Origin of the sequence: Pseudonocardia acidicola, assembly GCF_012911935.1 — a bacterium.
Classification (GTDB): domain Bacteria; phylum Actinomycetota; class Actinomycetes; order Mycobacteriales; family Pseudonocardiaceae; genus Pseudonocardia; species Pseudonocardia acidicola.
In genome coordinates this window covers 22765-40200 of record NZ_JAAXLA010000003.1, presented here as the reverse complement: position 1 = coordinate 40200, position 17436 = coordinate 22765, and the positions used below count along the sequence as shown (strand labels likewise).

19 protein-coding genes and 1 tRNA gene are annotated in these 17436 nt (G+C 69.7%); 10 read left to right on the top strand and 10 right to left on the bottom strand.

Features of this window, described 5'->3' with window-relative positions; all coding sequences use genetic code 11:
* Positions 1 to 69 precede the first annotated feature (69 nt).
* The 7 genes from HF526_RS02315 to HF526_RS02285 form a co-directional block, all read right to left on the bottom strand.
* Positions 70 to 2424, bottom strand: coding sequence for an arylsulfatase (locus HF526_RS02315; RefSeq protein ID WP_169379538.1), 2355 nt, complete (start codon positions 2422 to 2424; stop codon positions 70 to 72).
* 50 nt (positions 2425 to 2474) lie between these two features.
* Positions 2475 to 2969 carry a TnsA-like heteromeric transposase endonuclease subunit gene (locus HF526_RS02310; RefSeq protein ID WP_338051239.1) on the bottom strand — a complete coding sequence of 165 codons (495 nt, stop codon included), beginning with the start codon at positions 2967 to 2969 and terminating at the stop codon, positions 2475 to 2477.
* A complete protein-coding gene (locus tag HF526_RS02305; protein ID WP_169379536.1) occupies positions 2966 to 3409 on the bottom strand; it encodes a hypothetical protein in 444 nt (147 codons plus the stop codon). Before HF526_RS02305 ends, HF526_RS02310 begins: the two co-directional genes overlap by 4 nt.
* A 235-nt stretch (positions 3410 to 3644) precedes the next feature.
* Complete coding sequence (locus HF526_RS02300) at positions 3645 to 3899, bottom strand: DUF2795 domain-containing protein (RefSeq protein WP_169379535.1); 255 nt, start codon at positions 3897 to 3899, stop codon at positions 3645 to 3647.
* A gap of 329 nt (positions 3900 to 4228) precedes the next feature.
* Entirely contained in the window at positions 4229 to 5278 is a 1050-nt protein-coding gene (locus HF526_RS02295; RefSeq protein ID WP_169379534.1) for a helix-turn-helix transcriptional regulator, read from the bottom strand.
* Positions 5275 to 6318 (bottom strand): GAF domain-containing protein, encoded by a 1044-nt coding sequence (locus tag HF526_RS02290; RefSeq protein WP_169379533.1) that lies wholly within the window; start codon positions 6316 to 6318, stop codon positions 5275 to 5277. The genes HF526_RS02295 and HF526_RS02290 overlap by 4 nt, the downstream gene beginning before the upstream one ends.
* 308 nt (positions 6319 to 6626) lie before the next feature.
* The gene (locus tag HF526_RS02285) at positions 6627 to 7052 is read right to left on the bottom strand and encodes an STAS domain-containing protein (protein ID WP_169379532.1); all 426 of its coding nucleotides are present in this window, start codon (positions 7050 to 7052) and stop codon (positions 6627 to 6629) included.
* Between the two features lie 136 nt (positions 7053 to 7188).
* On the opposite strand from HF526_RS02285, the gene HF526_RS34980 reads away from it, so the two are divergent.
* From HF526_RS34980 to HF526_RS02270, 3 genes are all read left to right on the top strand, one after another.
* Entirely contained in the window at positions 7189 to 7587 is a 399-nt protein-coding gene (locus HF526_RS34980; RefSeq protein WP_239028197.1) for an enoyl-CoA hydratase/isomerase family protein, read from the top strand.
* Positions 7588 to 7745: 158 nt separating this feature from the next.
* Entirely contained in the window at positions 7746 to 8045 is a 300-nt protein-coding gene (locus HF526_RS02275; RefSeq protein WP_169379531.1) for a hypothetical protein, read from the top strand.
* 298 nt (positions 8046 to 8343) lie between these two features.
* Entirely contained in the window at positions 8344 to 8745 is a 402-nt protein-coding gene (locus tag HF526_RS02270; protein WP_169379530.1) for a hypothetical protein, read from the top strand.
* A 178-nt stretch (positions 8746 to 8923) separates the two neighbouring features.
* Here the strand turns inward: HF526_RS02270 and HF526_RS02265 are convergent, their stop codons facing one another.
* The gene (locus HF526_RS02265) at positions 8924 to 9274 is read right to left on the bottom strand and encodes an STAS domain-containing protein (RefSeq protein WP_169379529.1); all 351 of its coding nucleotides are present in this window, start codon (positions 9272 to 9274) and stop codon (positions 8924 to 8926) included.
* Positions 9275 to 10104: 830 nt separating this feature from the next.
* Between HF526_RS02265 and HF526_RS02260 the strand changes: the two genes are divergently transcribed.
* Positions 10105 to 10350, top strand: a complete 246-nt coding sequence (locus HF526_RS02260) for a hypothetical protein (protein ID WP_169379528.1) — start codon at positions 10105 to 10107, stop codon at positions 10348 to 10350.
* 489 nt (positions 10351 to 10839) lie between these two features.
* Here HF526_RS02260 and HF526_RS02255 read toward each other — a convergent pair.
* Positions 10840 to 10916 (bottom strand) — tRNA-Leu (locus HF526_RS02255).
* Between the two features lie 105 nt (positions 10917 to 11021).
* Here HF526_RS02255 and HF526_RS02250 point away from each other — a divergent pair.
* The 6 genes from HF526_RS02250 to HF526_RS02225 all read left to right on the top strand — a co-directional run bounded on the left by HF526_RS02250 (position 11022) and on the right by HF526_RS02225 (position 16789).
* A complete protein-coding gene (locus HF526_RS02250; protein ID WP_169379527.1) occupies positions 11022 to 11657 on the top strand; it encodes a response regulator in 636 nt (211 codons plus the stop codon).
* A gap of 241 nt (positions 11658 to 11898) precedes the next feature.
* Positions 11899 to 13068 (top strand): branched-chain amino acid ABC transporter substrate-binding protein, encoded by a 1170-nt coding sequence (locus HF526_RS02245; protein WP_169379526.1) that lies wholly within the window; start codon positions 11899 to 11901, stop codon positions 13066 to 13068.
* 92 nt (positions 13069 to 13160) lie between these two features.
* Complete coding sequence (locus HF526_RS02240; protein WP_169379525.1) at positions 13161 to 14123, top strand: ABC transporter permease subunit; 963 nt, start codon at positions 13161 to 13163, stop codon at positions 14121 to 14123.
* Positions 14120 to 15256: a branched-chain amino acid ABC transporter permease gene (locus HF526_RS02235; RefSeq protein WP_169379524.1), complete on the top strand. Its 1137-nt coding sequence runs from the start codon at positions 14120 to 14122 to the stop codon at positions 15254 to 15256. Before HF526_RS02240 ends, HF526_RS02235 begins: the two co-directional genes overlap by 4 nt.
* Positions 15253 to 16068 carry an ABC transporter ATP-binding protein gene (locus tag HF526_RS02230; RefSeq protein ID WP_169379523.1) on the top strand — a complete coding sequence of 272 codons (816 nt, stop codon included), beginning with the start codon at positions 15253 to 15255 and terminating at the stop codon, positions 16066 to 16068. Before HF526_RS02235 ends, HF526_RS02230 begins: the two co-directional genes overlap by 4 nt.
* A complete protein-coding gene (locus tag HF526_RS02225) occupies positions 16058 to 16789 on the top strand; it encodes an ABC transporter ATP-binding protein (protein ID WP_169379522.1) in 732 nt (243 codons plus the stop codon). Before HF526_RS02230 ends, HF526_RS02225 begins: the two co-directional genes overlap by 11 nt.
* Here HF526_RS02225 and HF526_RS02220 read toward each other — a convergent pair whose 3' ends face one another.
* Positions 16790 to 17377 carry a DUF4352 domain-containing protein gene (locus tag HF526_RS02220; RefSeq protein ID WP_338051238.1) on the bottom strand — a complete coding sequence of 196 codons (588 nt, stop codon included), beginning with the start codon at positions 17375 to 17377 and terminating at the stop codon, positions 16790 to 16792.
* Positions 17378 to 17436 lie beyond the last annotated feature (59 nt).

Genomic DNA, 17436 nt, shown 5'->3' with positions numbered 1-17436 from the left:
GCCAACGGCGACTCGCAGCGAGGTCGGCCGCCGTAGCGGTGGCTCGGGGTCCAGCCGGTGCTCCAGGTTCTACTCGCGGGCGAGCATGGCGGCGGCTTCGCGTTCCAGGTCGAGGTAGGGCGCTCCGCTGACGTCGATGGCGAGGCGGTGCAGGGTGCCGGTGAATGCCCATGGGGCGGTGCCGGGGTAGTCGTCGGTGACGGGCTCGCCGGCGTCGCGGCCGGTGTTGAGGCCCTCGCCGGCGAGGGCGAACCGTCCGGGTTGGGTCTGGATCTTCCCTTCGCCGACGAGGCGGTCGCCGTAGTACAGGGACAGGGTTCCCTGGGCGACGCCTCTGGGCTGTTCGCCGGTCTTGTCGAAGCCGGCGGACAACAGCAGGTTCTCGCCGACGGGTACGTCCTCGGTCGCGACGATCTTCTGCTCGGTCAACCCGACGAAGTTGTAGACATAGCAGAGCCGGTCGTCCTTGACGTAGAGGGCATGGCCGCCGAACCGGCTGCCGTGGGAGAACAGCACGCCCCGCGCGCCGGCCTGCGGGATGTCAACCTGTGCGGCGATGATGTAGGACCGGTTGCGCACGTTGACCGCGACCGTTTCGGGGATCTCGGCGCCGCCGGGTCGATAGATGTACCGGTCGCGGGGGGCCACCAGCTGCGGGCGCGGGGTGAGGAGGATTTCCAGCGCGGACCGGTCGTCGAGTGGGAAGGCGTGGTTGACCCCGGCCTCGTAGAACCACAGCCCGATCAGTTCTCTGAGCTTGTCCGGGTGCTCGGCGGCGAGGTCGTGCAGCTCGGCGCGGTCGGTCTGGGTGTTGTAGAGCTCCCAGGTGTCCTGCTCGTAGTGGGTCCAGCCGCTGATCGCTGGGTGGGTCGTGACGGCCTTCCACCCGTCGTGCCACAGCGCCCGGGTGCCCAGCATCGAGTAGAACTGCGCCTTCCTGGCGGTGGGGACGCTGGGGGTGTCGAAGCTGTAGCGCATGCTCACGCCCTGGATCGGCACCTGGGTGACGCCCTTGACGGAGTCGGGCTGGGTGAGCCCGAGGCAGTCCAGCACGGTGGGTACGAGGTCGATGGCGTGGTGGTACTGGTCGCGGATCTCGCCACGGGCGCTCGTGCCGGCGGGCCAGGAGATGATGCACGGGTCGCAGGTGCCTCCGTTGAAGGAGTACCGCTTCCACATCTTGAACGGCGTGTTGAACGCCATCGCCCAGCCGGTCGGGTAGTGGTTGTAGGTCTTGGGACCGCCCAGCTCGTCGAGCAGGGCCAGGTTGGCGGCCAGGTCGTCGGGGATGCCGTTGGCGAACTTCATCTCGTTGACCGACCCGTTCGGGCCGCCCTCCCCGCTGGCCCCGTTGTCCGAGACCAGCAGGAGGACCGTGTTGTCGAGCTGGCCGATCTCGGCCAGGAAGTCCAGCAGGCGCCCGATCTGAGCGTCGGCGTGGGACAGGAACCCCGCGTACACCTCGGCCATCCGGGCGAACAGCCGCCGTTCGTCATCGGAAAGGCCGTCCCAGGGCTTGGTGTAGTCCAGCTCCGGAAACGGCGCGCCCTCCGGGCCGCTGCGGTCCGCCGCCGTCCCGATCGGATTGATCGGGGGCAGGCCGGTGCCTGCCGGGACGATGCCCAGCTCCCTCTGGCGCGTCAGGATGGTCTCCCGGATCCGTTCGTAGCCGGCGTCGAATCGGCCGCGGTAGCGCTCGGCCCAGTCCCGGGGAACGTGGTGCGGAGCGTGCGCGCAACCAAGCGCGTAGTACAGGAACATCGGACGGTCCGGGGCGATCGCCTTCACATCGTCGATGAACTCGATCGCCTTGTCGGTGAGATCGACGCTGAGGTGGTAGCCCTGCTCCGGTGTACCGGGTGGATCCGTCGGGTGATTGTCGTGGGTCAGGTCGGGATACCACTGGTTGGTCTCGGCGCCGAGGAATCCGTAGAACCGGTCGAAGCCCCGCCCGAGCGGCCAGTTCCGTTTGGTCGAGGCCATGTTCATCTCATCCTCGGCGGTGAGGTGCCACTTCCCGACCGCCGCCGTGCTGAACCCGCGTTCGACCAGCATCTCGGCGAGGGTTGCGCACTGCGCCGGGATGTGGCCGTTGCCGTTGGGGAACCCGACCGCTGCCTCGGTGATACAGGCCATTCCGTTGGTCGTGTGGTTGCGCCCGGTCAACAGGCACGAGCGGGTCGGTGAGCACAGCGCCGTGGTGTGCCACTGGGTGTAGCGCAGCCCGCCCGCCGCGATCCGGTCGATGTTCGGGGTGTCGATCACCCCGCCGTAGCAGCTCAACGCGCCGAACCCGACATCATCGAGCACGATGTAGACCACGTTCGGGGTGCCCGGCGGGGCCTTGGGCTGCTCGTACGGCGCCCAGTCCGGCACCGAGTTGCGGATGTCCAGGTCCACCACACCATGAAACGGCTGAGTCATGACACGACCTCCCTGCCGTCCACGGTTCCCGCGCGGATGGCGTGGTCGCATCACCCGACGCGCGTGACCAGCCGGGCCACGGGGCCGGGCCGGGGATGGCGGTATCCGGTGAGCCGGCGCACCGTGCCGGCCAGCGACTCGCCGACCAGTCGGTACTCCCACCCGACCAGCTCGGACCCCTGCGTGGTCGCCTCGAACGCCACCGCATCAGCCGCTCGGATCCGGCCCGGTGGTCTGCAGCCGATCACCACTGCGCTGCCGTCCGCGAGGCGGGTGGAGAAGTCCGGCGCATGGCGCCTCGCCCGCAGCCCGTCACGCGGTTGCGACGAGTACCCGAGCACCTGCGGGTCGAAGGCCAGCAGCATCGCGTGATCACGCTCCAGCCAGGACTCGTACCCGGCATGCCGGCCCACCGTCGTGGACCACCACAGGCCGGGCCGGTTCCGCTGCCCTCGGTAGGAGGGGAACGACCGCACCGGCACGGCTGACTCGAAAGGCTCCGACCCGCACGCCCGGAGACGCTCGACGCGTTCCGCCCCCGTCACCGTCGATGGACAACGGGACCGTCGATGGACAACCGGACCGCTCGCTTGGTCGGAGAGGGGCACACGTCGATCCGGTGAGTGGCGTCGTACCGCCACCAGGGTCCCGGCCCGGCTGTCGATCGGCCGTCCGCGCCCGGCCGATGGCGAGGGCCGTCGGCCGGGTCCGGGTCGCCGAGGACGACCTGGCAGATGAGCGAGTCGGGGTCCTGCCACAGGTCCCAGGTCCCACCGCCGCGGCCGATCGCGTCCGCGGCGACCTCGCTGGTGACGCGGCTGAACTCGCGTGCCGCGGACTCCGGTGCGAACGTGCGGGCGATCGTGTAGGTGAGTCGATCGAGGGTCTCGAGCGACGTCGCGTCGAGGCGGATCCGGGCCCACAGCGGCGCGTCGGCGTTGACACCGCTGTGGCCGCAGCGGGCCCGGCCGACACCGTTTCGCATCATGTCCCCGCATACCCGGAACGTTCGGGATGCTAAAAGCCACGGCGCCCGTCTCTTGGTCAGCAGTGGTGCTGAAGCGGCACCGCGGTTCCGCTGAGAGGATCATGCCTTCGGGGACCTGGTCGCGCGCGCCGGCCCCGTGGATCGGCTCCAGTGCTGGAACAGCAGGGCAGGTGTGAATGCCCGTGCACGCCGACCGACCCCCGACGCCCGAGGTGGGGAGCGACGGCGTTGCTCAGCCGGTGATCTGATGGGGGCTGTCGCGGCGCGGATGTCCGCGGGCCGTCCGCGCGGCCGCGGTGAGGACGTCGGCGAGGCCAGGGTAGCGGCCGGCGGGCAGCGCCCAGAGCTGGCGGATCATTCGCTCGTCCACCAGGCCTCGCTTGATGCGATCCCGCTCAGTGGCGTGGGCGATCAGCTGCCACTTGTCTGCTGGGTAGCGCACCCCGGCAAGGGCTCGGTCGAGGCGTGCGACGTCGTCGCGTGACATCCCAGCTACGAACCCGGTCCGGGTGGAGTTCCCGACCACGGTTGTCACCTCCGCACTGGTTGGAAACCAAAACGTTACCGATCCGGAACCAGCATGTCCGGTGGGTGAGAAACCAATCACTCTCCGAGACCGGATGGCCGTGGTTCGGGCTGGTGTTCGTGCGATGTGGGGCCTCCGCCCGAACCTGGAGGCTGACAGATCGCCGGCGAACCGGGCTCCAGCACCACTGGCAGCTGGCGCGGCTGGGTGCCCGGGAACGACGCCGTCACCGGCTGCCGTGCCACCGGCTGTCACTGCTGTATCTGGTCAGGGTCGCAGTGGCGATCGGGTCAGCACCCGGGCACAGGCTCGTGCCCGTGCTTGATCAGCATCCGGGGTATGTAGAGGCCGAGCCGGGCGGCCCGGCTGATGGCCGGCGCCCGGTCGGTGGCGCCGAGCATGGCGGTGATGTGGGGGATCCGTCCGGTGATGGTGCCTTCGGCCAGGTGCAGCCAGGCGGCGATGCGCCAGTCGGGCCAGCCGTCGAGGAGCAGCCCGAGGATGGTGAGGTCGAACGGGGTCAGCCCGTGCAGGTCCTCGGGTGGGGAGAGCAGGACGATGGCCCACAGGTGGTGTGGCGGCTGGGGTGGGCAGCGCAGCGCGGTGACCCGCAGCAGGTGGTGGCCGGTGTCCGGGCAGAGGAACCGGGCGCGGTCGGCGCCGTCGTCGAGGTGCCGGGCGGCGGTGAGGGCGACGGCTGAGCGGGTGCGCAGCAGCCGGTGACCGGGCAGGCGCCCGAGGGGCAGTACGTGTCCGAAGCGGGTGAGTACCACCCCGGCCACGGCCTTGCGGACGATGCCGGCGAGGGTGCTGACCTGGCGCATCGGGTCGACCGCGTGGGCGATCAGCGGGGCCAGTCGTCCGGCGAGATCCCGCGCCGCGTCGGTGGCGTAGGCCGGGGTGTCGGTGTGCAGAACCAGCAGCCCCTGACAGGTGCCGCTCGGCGTGTAGAGGCGGATGCCCAGGGCTTCGCGCAACCCGGCGGGCCACAGGTGCTGGGCCCAGATCGGGATCTCGCCGGGCGGGATCGGTAGGTCCCGTACTCGCATGGGCGGGCCCGGCCGGGTGAGGCCGACCAGCTCCAGCTCCTGGAGAAGCGCCGGGCCGTGGAGGTACCGCTGAGTCGCCTCGTCGTAGCCGTCGACCACCAGCTGGTGGTGTTCGTGTTGTTCAGGGTCGAGCAACGCCAGGTAGGTGGCCTGAAACGGCATGATCCGTTGCAGTGGTGTCAGCAGGGCCTCGGCTCGCTGCTCGATGCTCGTCCCCGTCGCGGCGATGCCCGCGGCTTCGGCGGCGATCCCGGCGGCGGTCGTCGAGGCGAACTCGGCTCGTCCTGTCATCTGCGCTCCCCGTTGTGCAGGTCGCCGAGGCCGGGTGGGATGTAGAGGCCCTGGTTGAACGCCCGGGCCAGCGCAACGCCACGGTCGGGAGCACCCAGGCCCCAGCAGGCGCGGTCGATGTGGTCGGCGAGTTGGTAGCGCGAGGCGCCCAGGCCGGCGGCGATGCGCTCGTCGGCCCATTCATCGACCAGCATCCCGAGGACCTGAAGTTCGGTGACGGTCAGACCGTGCAGGACCCTGTCCTCGGAGACCACGATCGCCGCACGCAGGAAATGCGGCGGCGCGTCCCCGCAGCTCAGCACCGTGATCCGCCGCAGGACCGGGACACCGGTGTCGCGGTCCGGGCACAGGAACGCCGCGTACTGGGCGCCGCCCTCGACCAGCCGGGCGACCACCGCCAGCAACGCCGAGCCCCGGTCCAGCAGCCGATGGCCGGGCAGACCGGTCAACGGCACGACCGCGCCGGCCCGGCTCAGCACCCCACCACCGAGGGCACCGCGCACCGCGCGGGCCGCCGCCGCCACCGTGCGGGTCGGATCCAGGCCTGCCGCGATCGCTGGCGTCAGCAGGCCGATCAGATCGCGCGCCGCATCGGTGGGATGCGGAGAGGTGTCGGTGTTCAGCCCGATTCCCCCCACCAGGCGGCCATCTGCGGTGAACAACCCGACAACCAGGACATCGTGGAACCCCGCCGGCTCCAGGTACTCCGCCCAGGTCGGCACCTCCTGAGGAGGAACCGGGAAATCCCGATTGCAGATCGCTGGCCGCACCGGACGCAGTCCCACCAGCTCCACATCGCAGACGAGCCCCGGCCCCTCCAGGTGTCGGAGGGTCCGCTCGTCCAACCCCTCGGTGGCCAACGGGCCGAACATCTGGGTGTCCGGATCCCGCAGCCCGACCCAATGGGCGGCGAAGGGGACCAGCTGGTACAGCGGTTCCAGCAGCGCCTGCGCTCGCTCTGCCACCGAACCGGCCGGTGCAGCTACGATCTGGCCCACCCCGAGCAGCACGGCCCACGGGTCCTTCGTCCCCCGCGCCATGTGCCGACCCCCATCCGGCCGGGACCCCGCGACGACACCGAACGACGCGGCCCGCGCGGTCGCAGCGTGTGCAGATCGTCGACGTCAGCCTCGGCCACCAGCGGCGCGGCCGCTGCACCCTGAGAGAGCAAGACGTGAGGCAGGAGTGCTCCTGACAGGCCGAACGGCAGATCATCGCGATGGGCGTGGCCCGTCGAGCGCCGGGTCGGATCTCGGTTCGGCCTGCATCGGGGGGCAGGGCGGACAATGGCTCACCGAACCCCTCCGCCTCGTCTGCGGCCCCTCGCGATCCGTCGCGGCGCAGGGGCTCAGCGCAGATTGCGCGTTGCTGCCTCGATGGTGGGGTAGCTGTCGAACAGCTCGTCTATCCCGGCGGTGACGAGGGCCCAGATCACGGCGCTGTCGACGGTGACGAGACCCATGCCGATGTCCGCCTCGCCGGCCCGGCGTGCGACGTGGTCGAGGACCTGGACGGCGTCCGGCTCGCGAACGGACATCAAGCTGAGATCGAGCACGATCGCCCGCGGTCTCGCGGCGAGCTGGTCGTCGAGCCGGCGGCGCAGTTCCAGCGCCGCCACGGGGTCCAGACATCCGGCGGCGTGGATGACCGGCACGCCGGCCTCGAACTGATCGGACCGAAGCGTCAAGGTTTCCGGCGTGCAAGCACGTCCGTCAGCGATCCTGCGCATCGCAAGCGCCTTCTCCGGGACGGTGGTGCAGCTGATGGCGCCCATCAGGCTCGGCCGGTCAGGCCGATCTGCTCATGCCCCACGGTCGCAGATACCCGCGAGTAGACAAGCCGCTCGCGTGCGACATGCGGTTCGCCGCGCGGGAGGACGCCGTACCGGGGGCAGATCGAGGTCGGAATCGGTGCGTCCCGGGTGCGGGAGGTGTGCAACACCTGGCGCGGCTGCTGGGGCGGGGCCGGGCCATGAGGCGATTCTCGGTGCGGCCGACTTCGACGCCGACGAGGCCGAACGGTACGGCTGGGTCAACCGGGCGCTGCCCGACGCCGGACTGGACGCCTTCGTGGCCCGACTCGCGCGACGCATCGCGTCGTTCCCCGCTGATGCGGTGCGATCCACCGAGCAGGTGCTCAACGAACTGCCCCTGCCCGGCGGGGACGCGATCCGCGCCGACGCCCGGCGTTTCCAGCACGTCGCCGGCTCCGACACGGTCGACGCCCGCGCGGCAACCCTGTTCGCGCAGGGGCTGCAGACCCGTGGCCCGCTCGAACTCGACCTCGGCGACCGCATCGAATCCCTGTGACGAGAGAAAGAATGCCGGTCTCCCCTGGCGTCAGCCTTCCCGATGCAGCGGGTAATCCAAGCACTCCACCGTGACGTAAACGTTCGTGCAGCACCGGCTCATCGCCGGGTAACGAAGTCGGCCTGTCCGGCGAGACAACAGTGAGCGAGGGAGGGGTCTTGGACGAGATTGCGATCACCCCCGCGATGACCGCCATCCTCCGGGACCTCACGTACTGGCACACCTCGAAGGTGCGGATTCTCCGGGTCGACGCGAGCCCCGATCACGGCGTGCGACTCAGTGTGTCCGACCTGACTCCCGCTATAGAGCAGCAACTGCGGCACCGCTATAGCTTTCCGGTCACCTGTTCGCCCTGGGAGCCGCTCGCGCCTGCCCCTACCGCGACGGTGTCCATGCCGAATGCGTGCCGAAGCAACCTGGCCCGCAACGGCCAAGGGCACTCCGCTGCTGCTCAGTAGGGTTGAAAGGCCGGTAGCGCAGTTCCCCCCTGAACCATCACGCCTTCCAGGCCCGGTCGCACGCGCCGGCCCCGTGGATCGGCGCTTGAAGCTGGAACGTGTCGCCGGCGGCCTCTCATGGGTGAGCAGCGCCCAGACGGTCTTGCGGTCCGCATGCTCGGTCACCCCCCAGTGGCGAGCGAGGACGGAGACCAGGTACAGGCCGCCGGCGCCGGTGCGGGTCTCGCGCAGCGGCCGCGGAGGTGCGCACGGGCGGAGGTCCCGCACCCAGATGGACAGGCCGCGCCCGCGGAGTGCGATGGCCAACCGGCTCCCGGTGCCGGCGTGCTCCACGGCGTTGGACACCAGCTCGCTGGCCACCAGCACGGCGTCCTCGGCCAGGTCCTCGACGGCCCGGTCTGCGCACGCCTCGCCCGCCATGGCCCGGGCCGCGCTCGGCTCCGCCGGCAGCTCCCGGCGGCGGCGCACCCACTCGGGACGGTCGTGCACCCGGCGCAACGCGGCCTCCGAGTCCGCGACCACGGGCACGGTCCGCGGAACGCGTACTCGGCGCAGCGCCGCGGTCATCTGCTCGTCGGCGTCGAACAGCACCAGCCGGGCCGCCGGCCGGCCGCCCGCCGTGGCCAACAGCCGCGGGAACACCTCGACACCGGCTTCCCATTCCAGCCGCAGCCCGGACAGCTCGAGCGCCACGCCGTGAGGAGAACACCGCCCCCGTTCTTCCTGATCCCCGAGCGGTGCCGGGTTCGGGCGGAGCCCGACATGCTTCCTTCCCCCGGGGCTTCGCGCCGGGTTTCCGGCGGTGCCGCGAGCCGTGTGCTCCCATGCGGCGATGCAGGGGCGCTTCATGCGGTGCTGGAGCCCGCCGGGTCACCGGCTCAGATCGACCAGGGGTAGGCGAAGCAGTCGACCACTTGGTCCAGCCCGAGCATCGCGAACAGCTTTGCGCCGCTCCGCCCGGTGACGAGCTTGACCACCTGGTGATCGCTGAGCTCCCGGAGGACGGCGTAGATGATCGCTGCGGCGATCGAACCGATGAAGGTGACCTCAGTGAGGTCAACCACGACAACCGGGGCGGCCCCGGCGGTGCGTTCGAGGCCGGCCCGGAATGCCGCCTCGGTGGCCAGGTCGATCTCACCTCGGACGCTGCATACCGCCGTGCTCGTGCTCGGGCGTTCAAGATCGACGCTCAGCGGCTCAAGCGGGTGCTGGGCAGGTGGCGTGGACATAGCCAGCTCTCAGGTTGACAGGGGGCCGACCCTACGCCGGTCACGGCGACCCTGCTGGGCCACGCTGACTCGATCGTCGGGCGGTCCGCGGGTGGGATGAGGGCCGGCGAAACCGCTCGCGCCGCCGGAGGCGGCGCGCTTGGTCGCTGCTACAGCCGAGTCAGCAGTGCCATCGCGCTGGTTGCCGGTTGTTCTGCGACAACCCCGGGTGTGCCCGGCGTAGTCTGGCCCATCGGCCTTGTCTGCGAGGTCCGCGAGTCGCAGCGCGGAGCACGGGTGTTGCTCCCACCGGGACCCGTGCACTGGGTGGGCGCACCAGCCGTGCTGGTCAGCATGGTGTCCCCCTCACGCGGTCCAATACATCTGATTTGTCTGATATGGCGGCTCACTCACGTATGAATGACTCACATGCATAACTGGGTTGAGGAGGAACGGAAGGACGCGGCAGGAAATACCCCACCGGGGTCGGGGGCGCATGACAATCCGCGGGTTGTGGTTGTCGCTCGTCAAGTGGAAGAAATGGAGCTTGGTCACATCTTTCCGAGATCGTCGTCCCTTCCGGCTAAATCCTGTTATGGATCACGGGTTGATCTCGAGGGCCTCCATCGCGCGGCGGTTCGGAGCTGTCGAGCCGTGGCCGACGGCCTGCGGTGAGGGCAGCCATCTGGCGGCCGCCTGCGATGACAAATTGATCACACGTTGCGTGTCCGGGCGCGGGCCCGTATGCCGCGAGTTGGAAGGCTCGGGCGCTGCCTATCCGGCTAGTGGGTGAAACGGCCGAAGATCGACTACACCGTTCGTGGAAACACCGGGGCTAGTAATGTCGGCGGATGCGCATCGTAAAGCTGCTCGGTGGAGCGGCATGGGCCGGCAGCTGGTACCTGATGTACCTGGAGATCACGCGCTGGCATCACGTGAAACCGTCGCTGGCGTTCAACCCGGGACCGCCGATTCGGGGGACCAACATCCGGCCGCACGTCGGTGGCCCGCTGATCCTCCTCTATGTCGCATGTGTTGCTGCGCCGCTGTTGACCGCTGCCGCAGCGGGCGTCGAGGTTCGCTCTCGGCGCGCCTGACAGCACCAGGGCCCGGCATACAGCAGCGGAGTACAGCAACGGCAGCCGTCGAAGGCAGCTCAGCCGATCATCGGCATGCTGCCTGACCTCGTGCGAAGCCTCCCGATTGCGTGGTTGCGGCGCGAGGCGGTCCACGATCAGTACCCCGGGTTCCGGAATCAGGAGCGTGCATTCGCCCTGGCCGCGACGCTCGACGTGCTGTCGCGGCAACTCGCCGACGTCAACGAGGGCGTCCGCCGGCAGGCGGTCCGGTCCTGCCGTGACCTCCGGGGCGAGCGAATGGACGACCCGCGAGGTCGTCGATCGCGTCGGCCCTGACAGGTCACGCGGGACCAGAGCTCTGGCAACGCCGTCGAGCAGGTTCGCGGCCGCGTACAGGCCGCAGAGAACCCGCTGACGGCCGGACGACGCCGGGGACGGTCGGACGGCCCTGATCCGGCTCCGGCCGCATTCGCGCAGGTGGACGGCCCGAACGGGCCGGTGGAGAAGTGGTGCCCCCGGTGCGACTCGAACGCACACTGGACGGATTTTGAGTCCGCTGCCTCTGCCGATTGGGCTACGGGGGCCCGAGGTGTTCTCGCCCACCTGCACGGGAGATCACGCCGGGACGCATAGCGTAGCCCGGTACTCTTGGCCCTTGCGTTCGACCCAGCCGCTGAAGGAGATGCCCGGTGACCCAGCAGGTTTCCGAGGATAACCAGCACGCCAGCGAGGCCGGACCGGCCGACGGTTGGCGAGTCCTGGTTGTCGAGGACGAGGCGCTGATCCGCCTCGACCTCACCGAGATGCTCACCGAGGAGGGCTATCAGATCGCCGGTGAGGCCGGCGACGGCGAGGTCGCGGTTGATCTGGCCCGTGAGCTGCGCCCCGATCTGGTGATCATGGACATCAAGATGCCCAAGGTCGATGGCATCGAGGCCGCCGCGACGATCGTGGAGGAGAAGATCGCCCCGGTTGTCATGCTCACCGCGTTCAGCCAGCGCGACCTGATCGAGCGGGCCCGTGACGCCGGCGCCATGGCGTACCTGGTCAAGCCGTTCGCGCGGCACGAGCTGGTGCCCGCCATCGAGCTCGCGGTCTCTCGGTTCGCGGAGAAGCGCGCGCTGGAGGACGAGGTCGCGACGCTCAACGAGCGGCTCGAGACCCGCAAGGTCGTCGACCGCGCCAAGGGCCTGCTGATGACGCGTCAGCAGATGACCGAGCCCGAGGCGTTCCGCTGGATCCAGCGCACCGCGATGGACCGCCGCACGACCATGAAGGCCGTGGCCGAGGCCGTCGTCGAGGGGTTGGCTGCGCCCCGATCGTGATTCCACCGGCTCCGCCGGCGATCCTTGTTTACGGGCCGTGACCTCAGTGGGTCACGGCCCGTAGTTGTCTTGTGACAGTTCGCTGGATTCCGGTTGCGGTCTGGTAAAGAGGCCCACCGTTATGATGACGCCGGAGTGATCTATCCCATAACGTCCGCCAGGCTCTCGACAGCTGTGAGGGCGCCGGCGGTGTTGCGGGGGCCCGCCGTGGACGGCTCGGACGGCAGGGAAGGACATCACGATGGGTCGGAAGCGGACGGTCGTTGCGGCGGCCGCAATGCTTGCCGGAGCCCTGGTGCTCGCGGCGTGCGGTGGCGCCACGTCAGGTGGCAGTAGCAGCGGCGGCCAGACACTCAAGATCGGCTTCATGGGGGACCTGACCGGCGAGAACTCCGGCATTGTCATTCCGCCCCGCAACGGGGCGAAGCTCGCGATCGACGAGTACAACGCCACCAACCCGGCGGTGAAGCTCCAGCTCGTCGAGTACGACAGCCAGGGGAGCGCGGACCAGGCTGTTCCGCTGATCCAGCAGGCCATCAACACCGACAAGATCGTCGGCCTGGTGGGCCCGGCGTTCTCCGGTGAGTCCAAGGCCGTCGGCCCGATCCTGGAGCAGGGCAAGATCCCCAGCGTGTCGGCCTCGGCGACCAACCCCGGGCTGGCGCAGAACGGCTGGAAGTACTGGCACCGCGTGGTGGCCAACGACAACGACCAGGGCCCCGCCATCGCCGACTTCCTGATCCGCGCCAAGGCCCCCACCAAGGCGTTCGTGATCAGTGACGACCAGGAGTACAGCGTCGGGCTCGCCGACGCCGCGTTCAAGGAGTTCCAGTCCAAGGGCGTCGCCGTCGAACGCGACCAGTTCGCGCAGGCCGCGTCCGACTACTCCTCGACCGTCGCCAAGGTCAAGGCCGCCGCCCCGAACGTCATCGTCTACGGCGGCTACTACGCCCAGGCCGGTCGCCTGCTCAAGCAACTCCGTGACAGCGGGGTGACCGCCACCTTCGCCAGCGGCGACGGATCACTCGACCCGCAGCTCATCGCGGGCGCCGGTGCGCCGGCCGCCGAGGGCGCCGTCCTCGCCTGCCCCTGCAACATCCCCTTCGGGGCGACCGAGGGTGCGCTCAAGCAGTTCACCGACAAGTACAAGGCCGCCTACAACACCAACCCTGCGATCTACTCGACCGAGGGCTACGACGCCGCGACGCTGTTCGTCGACGCCGTGAAGGCCGGCAACACCACCCCCGACGCCATCAACTCCTACATCTCGGGTGCGACTCTCGACGGCGTCTCCAAGAAGATCAGCTTCAAGCCCAATGGCGAGCCCAACGTGAATGCCATCTTCATCTATGAGGTGAAGAACGGTGCCTTGAACCTGCTGGGGCAGTCCACGGAGGCCAAGCTCGGCTGACGGACGCCGAGGACCACGGGGAGCGGGCGCGACGGTGGCCGCTCCCCGCATCCGTGGCCCGTGCCTGCTCATCGGAAGAGGCTGGATCGTTCGTGTTGACTGACTTCGTCCAGCAGTTCGGCCCGAGCACCATCGGAGGCCTGGCCGTCGGTGCGATCTACGCGTTGGTCGCCCTGGGCTACACGATGGTCTACGGCGTCCTACGGCTGATCAATTTCGCGCACTCCGAGATCTTCATGATCGGGACCTACACCTCGCTGTTCGTGATCACGCTGATCGGGGTGTCGGCGCCGGTGACCGGGGTCGCGCTGCTGGGCCTGCTGTTGCTGCTCATGGTGGCCGCGGCCGCGGTGTCCGGTGGCTCCGCCATGCTGCTCGAGCTGGTCGCCTACCGGCCGCTGCGCCGGCGCGGGGCCCCGCGGCTGGCCGCCCTCATCTCGGCGATCGGCGCGTCGCTGTTCCTGCAGGAGCTGTTCGCCCTGATCGTCATCCCGGGTGTGTTCGGTAAGCCGGGCCGGATCGACACCGCGGTCCCGCGGATCGTGGAACGCGACGTCCTGTTCCGGATCGGCGACGCCGAGGTCCGCACCGACCAGGTGATCGTCTTCGTCGCGGCGGTGGTCGTGATGGTGCTGCTCGACCAGGTCGTGGCCCGCACCCGGATCGGCCGCGGCATCCGGGCCACCGCGCAGGACCCGGAAGCAGCCGTGCTGATGGGCGTCAGCATCGACACGATCGTCCGGGTGACCTTCCTGCTCGGCGGGGCGATGGCCGGGGTGGCCGGCGTGCTCTACGCGATGGAGTTCGAGAACCTGCGCTACAACATCGGGTTCGTGCTCGGGATCAAGGCGTTCACCGCCGCGGTTCTGGGCGGAATCGGAAACATCCGGGGCGCCCTGCTCGGCGGATTCATCCTCGGCCTGGTCGAGAACTGGGGGGCGATCTTCTTCGGCTCGCAGTGGAAGGACGTGATCGCCTTCGTCATCCTGGTGGTGGTGTTGTTGTTCCGGCCGACCGGCATCCTCGGAGAGTCCCTGCAGAAGGCGCGCGCATGACCGACACCGCATCCCGCCCCGGAAATCCACTGACCCGGGCCCGCCGTGCCGCCGGGGGGCTCTCCGACGGTGTGCGTGACTGGTGGGCGGCCGCCCCGCGCTGGCAACGCTGGACCGGCTACGGCCTGGCCCTGGCGCTGGCGATCGTCGCGCCCGCGCCGGCCATCGGGGCGTTCATGTCGCCGTACACCGACTGGACCTCGCTGCTGTTCAACCCGATCGGCACGTACGTCCTGCTCGCGATCGGGCTGAACATCGTGGTCGGCTACGCCGGCCTGCTCGACCTGGGCTACGTCGCGTTCTACGCGATCGGCGCCTACACGCTGGCCTACCTGGGCACCAAGCACGGATTCCCGTTCTGGCCCACGCTCGTCATGGGCGTCTTCCTGGCGGCGGTGTCCGGGATCATCCTCGGTGCCCCGACGCTGCGGCTGCGCGGCGACTACCTCGCCATCGTGACCCTCGGCTTCGGGGAGATCGTCCGGATCACCGCGGTCAACACCGACGAGATCGGCGGCGCCCGCGGCATCACGCCGATCCCGCACCCGCCGGGCCTGTTCGGCGTGGAGTTCCTGCTCGACCCGCTGCCGTACTACTACCTGATCCTGTTCTTCATCGTGCTGGCCATCGTGTTCTCGCTACGGCTGCAACGCAGCCGGGTCGGCCGGGCGTGGACGGCGATCCGGGAGGACGAGGACGCGGCGGAGCTCATGGGCGTACCGACCTTCCGGTTCAAGCTGCTCGCCTTCGCGATGGGCGCCTCGGTCGGCGGGCTGGCCGGCGTCGTGTTCGCCAGCAAGGTCATCTTCATCGCGCCCACCAACTTCCCGTTCATCCTGTCCGCGACGATCCTGGCCGCCGTACTGCTCGGGGGTGCGGGAAACCTGCCCGGGGTCATCCTCGGCGCGTTCCTCATCGCCTGGCTGCCGGAACGCTTCCGCGGCTTCGCCGACTACCGGATCATGGTCTTCGGCGCGGCACTGGTGCTGACGATGGCGCTGCGCCCGCAGGGCATCCTGCCGTCGCGGCAACGCCGCGCCGAACTGAAGGAGGGCGCCGGCGGCGGACTGGGCGGCGAGGTGCCCGGACCGGAAACCGAACCCGAGACGGCCGCGGTGGAGGCCGCCCGATGACGGCCCCGGACCAGGCCGCGCTGGGGGCCTCGGCCGCGGAGCCCGCCGTCGTCCTCGAGTTGGACGCCGTCACGATGCGTTTCGGTGGTGTCGTCGCGCTGCGCGCGGCGAGCCTGCAGATCCGCGAGGGCGAGATCTTCGCGCTGATCGGGCCCAACGGTGCCGGCAAGACGACGGTTTTCAACGTCGTCACCGGGGTCTTCCGGCCCACCGAAGGCACCGTGCGGTTCGACGGCCGGCGGATCGACGGGATGAAGCGCTACCGCGTCACGAAGGCGGGCATCGCGCGGACGTTCCAGAACATCCGCCTGTTCCACAACATGACGGCGGTGGAGAACGTCATGGTCGGCGTCGATGCGCACCACCGCACCGGGGCCGTCGGCGCCGCGCTCGGGCTCCCGTGGCACCGCAGGGAGGAACGCGAGGGCCGGCGCATGGCACAGGAGTTGCTCGAGTTCGTCGGCATCGGCGGCCGGGCCGACGAGTACGCGAAGAACCTCTCCTACGGCGACCAGCGCCGCCTGGAGATCGCCCGGGCGCTGGCGACCGACCCCCGGCTGTTGCTGCTCGACGAACCGGCCGCCGGGATGAACCCGGCGGAGAAGCAGTCCCTGCTGGGGTTGATCCGCAAGATCCGCGACGACGGCCGCACCGTGTTGCTGATCGAGCACGACATGGGTCTGGTCATGCACATCAGCGACCGGATCGCGGTGCTCGACTTCGGCGAGAAGATCGCTGAGGGCCTGCCCCGCGAGGTGCAGAGCAACCCGAAGGTGATCGAGGCGTACCTGGGGGCCCCACATGCTTCTTGAGGTCACCGGTGTCGCCGTGTTCTACGGCAAGATCGCCGCCCTGAGGGGCGTCACGCTCTCGGTGGATCAGGGCGAGATCGTCGCTCTGATAGGCGCGAACGGCGCCGGCAAGACCACCACGCTCAAGACGATCTCCGGGCTGCGGCCGCTCGCTGCGGGCCGGATCGTGTTCGACGGACGGGACATCAGCCGGATGCCGGGGCACAAGCGGGTCGTGGCCGGGATCGGGCAGGCTCCGGAGGGGCGCGGGATCTTCCCCGGTATGACCGTCGAGGAGAACCTGCTCATGGGTTCCTACGCGCGCAAGGGCAGCGTCGCCAAGGAACTCGCCGAGGTCTACGAGCTGTTCCCACGGCTGGCCGAACGCCGGTCGCAGAGCGGCGGGACGATGTCCGGCGGTGAGCAGCAGATGCTGGCTATCGGCCGCGCGCTGATGGCCAAGCCCCGGGTGCTGCTGCTCGACGAGCCGTCGATGGGGCTCGCGCCGATCCTGGTCAACCAGATCTTCGACATCATCTCCGAGATCAACGGCCGGGGCACGACGATCCTGCTCGTCGAGCAGAACGCCCAGCAGGCGTTGCAGCTCGCCCACCGGGCCTACGTCCTGGAGACCGGCCGGGTGGTCAAGAGCGCACCTGCCTCCGAGCTGCTCGACGACCCCGAGGTGCGCGCCGCCTACCTGGGCGGGGACCTCGACGTCGAGGGCGCCGCCGGGCAGTGATCACCGGAGCGGGATGTCGACCCCTGTCGTGTCCTGCAGATCCTGGAGCGACGGGCCGCCGAACGCCCGCAGCGCGGTCGGCGTCCCGTCCTCAGGGATGTCGTAGTACAGATCGAGCTCGAGGCGGTCGGCGGCGCCGAGGTCGAACTGTCCCGGTTGCCGCTTGATGAGCATCGCCTGGCTGTCAGGGACGTGTGTCTGCCCGTCCGCGGTCAGCAGGAGTTGCCGGTTCGTGTCGAACAGGACCGAGCTCCGGCCGTTGTTGATCACGACGAGCCGGATCCGGACGAACTGTCCCTTCGCCGGCCATTCCGCGTGGCTGCCGAGAATGGTGGCCATGCCGGTCGTCAAGCCGATGACCTCGAACACCGTGTCGCCCTCGGTGGCGGGCGCGATGTGCAACGGGGTCTCCCCGGGACGGACCGGGCGCGGCGGCAGCGGGTAGGTCGCACCTGCCGGGGCCGGGGCCGGGACCGATCCGGCCGGGGCCGCGGAACACCCGGACAGCACCGCGGCGAGGCCGATCGCGGCGCCGACCAGCCCGCGCATCGGCTGCTGGCCGTGCAGCCGTCCGGCCGGGTCCGACACGGTTGCCGACCGTAGCGCCCGCTGGCCCACCCGGGCGAGGGTCCGCGGGGCCGGAATTC

Excerpts from the sequence above, each read along its gene's own strand:
- HF526_RS02315 (WP_169379538.1), bottom strand. The coding sequence starts at position 2,424 with ATGACTCAGCCGTTTCATGGTGTGGTGGACCTGGACATCCGCAACTCG.
- HF526_RS02305 (WP_169379536.1), bottom strand. The coding sequence starts at position 3,409 with ATGCGAAACGGTGTCGGCCGGGCCCGCTGCGGCCACAGCGGTGTCAAC.
- HF526_RS02300 (WP_169379535.1), bottom strand. The coding sequence starts at position 3,899 with ATGTCACGCGACGACGTCGCACGCCTCGACCGAGCCCTTGCCGGGGTG.
- HF526_RS02295 (WP_169379534.1), bottom strand. The coding sequence starts at position 5,278 with ATGACAGGACGAGCCGAGTTCGCCTCGACGACCGCCGCCGGGATCGCC.
- HF526_RS02290 (WP_169379533.1), bottom strand. The coding sequence starts at position 6,318 with ATGGCGCGGGGGACGAAGGACCCGTGGGCCGTGCTGCTCGGGGTGGGC.
- HF526_RS02285 (WP_169379532.1), bottom strand. The coding sequence starts at position 7,052 with ATGGGCGCCATCAGCTGCACCACCGTCCCGGAGAAGGCGCTTGCGATG.
- HF526_RS02270 (WP_169379530.1), top strand. The coding sequence starts at position 8,344 with ATGGCCAACCGGCTCCCGGTGCCGGCGTGCTCCACGGCGTTGGACACC.
- HF526_RS02265 (WP_169379529.1), bottom strand. The coding sequence starts at position 9,274 with ATGTCCACGCCACCTGCCCAGCACCCGCTTGAGCCGCTGAGCGTCGAT.
- HF526_RS02260 (WP_169379528.1), top strand. The coding sequence starts at position 10,105 with ATGCGCATCGTAAAGCTGCTCGGTGGAGCGGCATGGGCCGGCAGCTGG.
- HF526_RS02245 (WP_169379526.1), top strand. The coding sequence starts at position 11,899 with ATGGGTCGGAAGCGGACGGTCGTTGCGGCGGCCGCAATGCTTGCCGGA.
- HF526_RS02235 (WP_169379524.1), top strand. The coding sequence starts at position 14,120 with ATGACCGACACCGCATCCCGCCCCGGAAATCCACTGACCCGGGCCCGC.
- HF526_RS02230 (WP_169379523.1), top strand. The coding sequence starts at position 15,253 with ATGACGGCCCCGGACCAGGCCGCGCTGGGGGCCTCGGCCGCGGAGCCC.
- HF526_RS02225 (WP_169379522.1), top strand. The coding sequence starts at position 16,058 with ATGCTTCTTGAGGTCACCGGTGTCGCCGTGTTCTACGGCAAGATCGCC.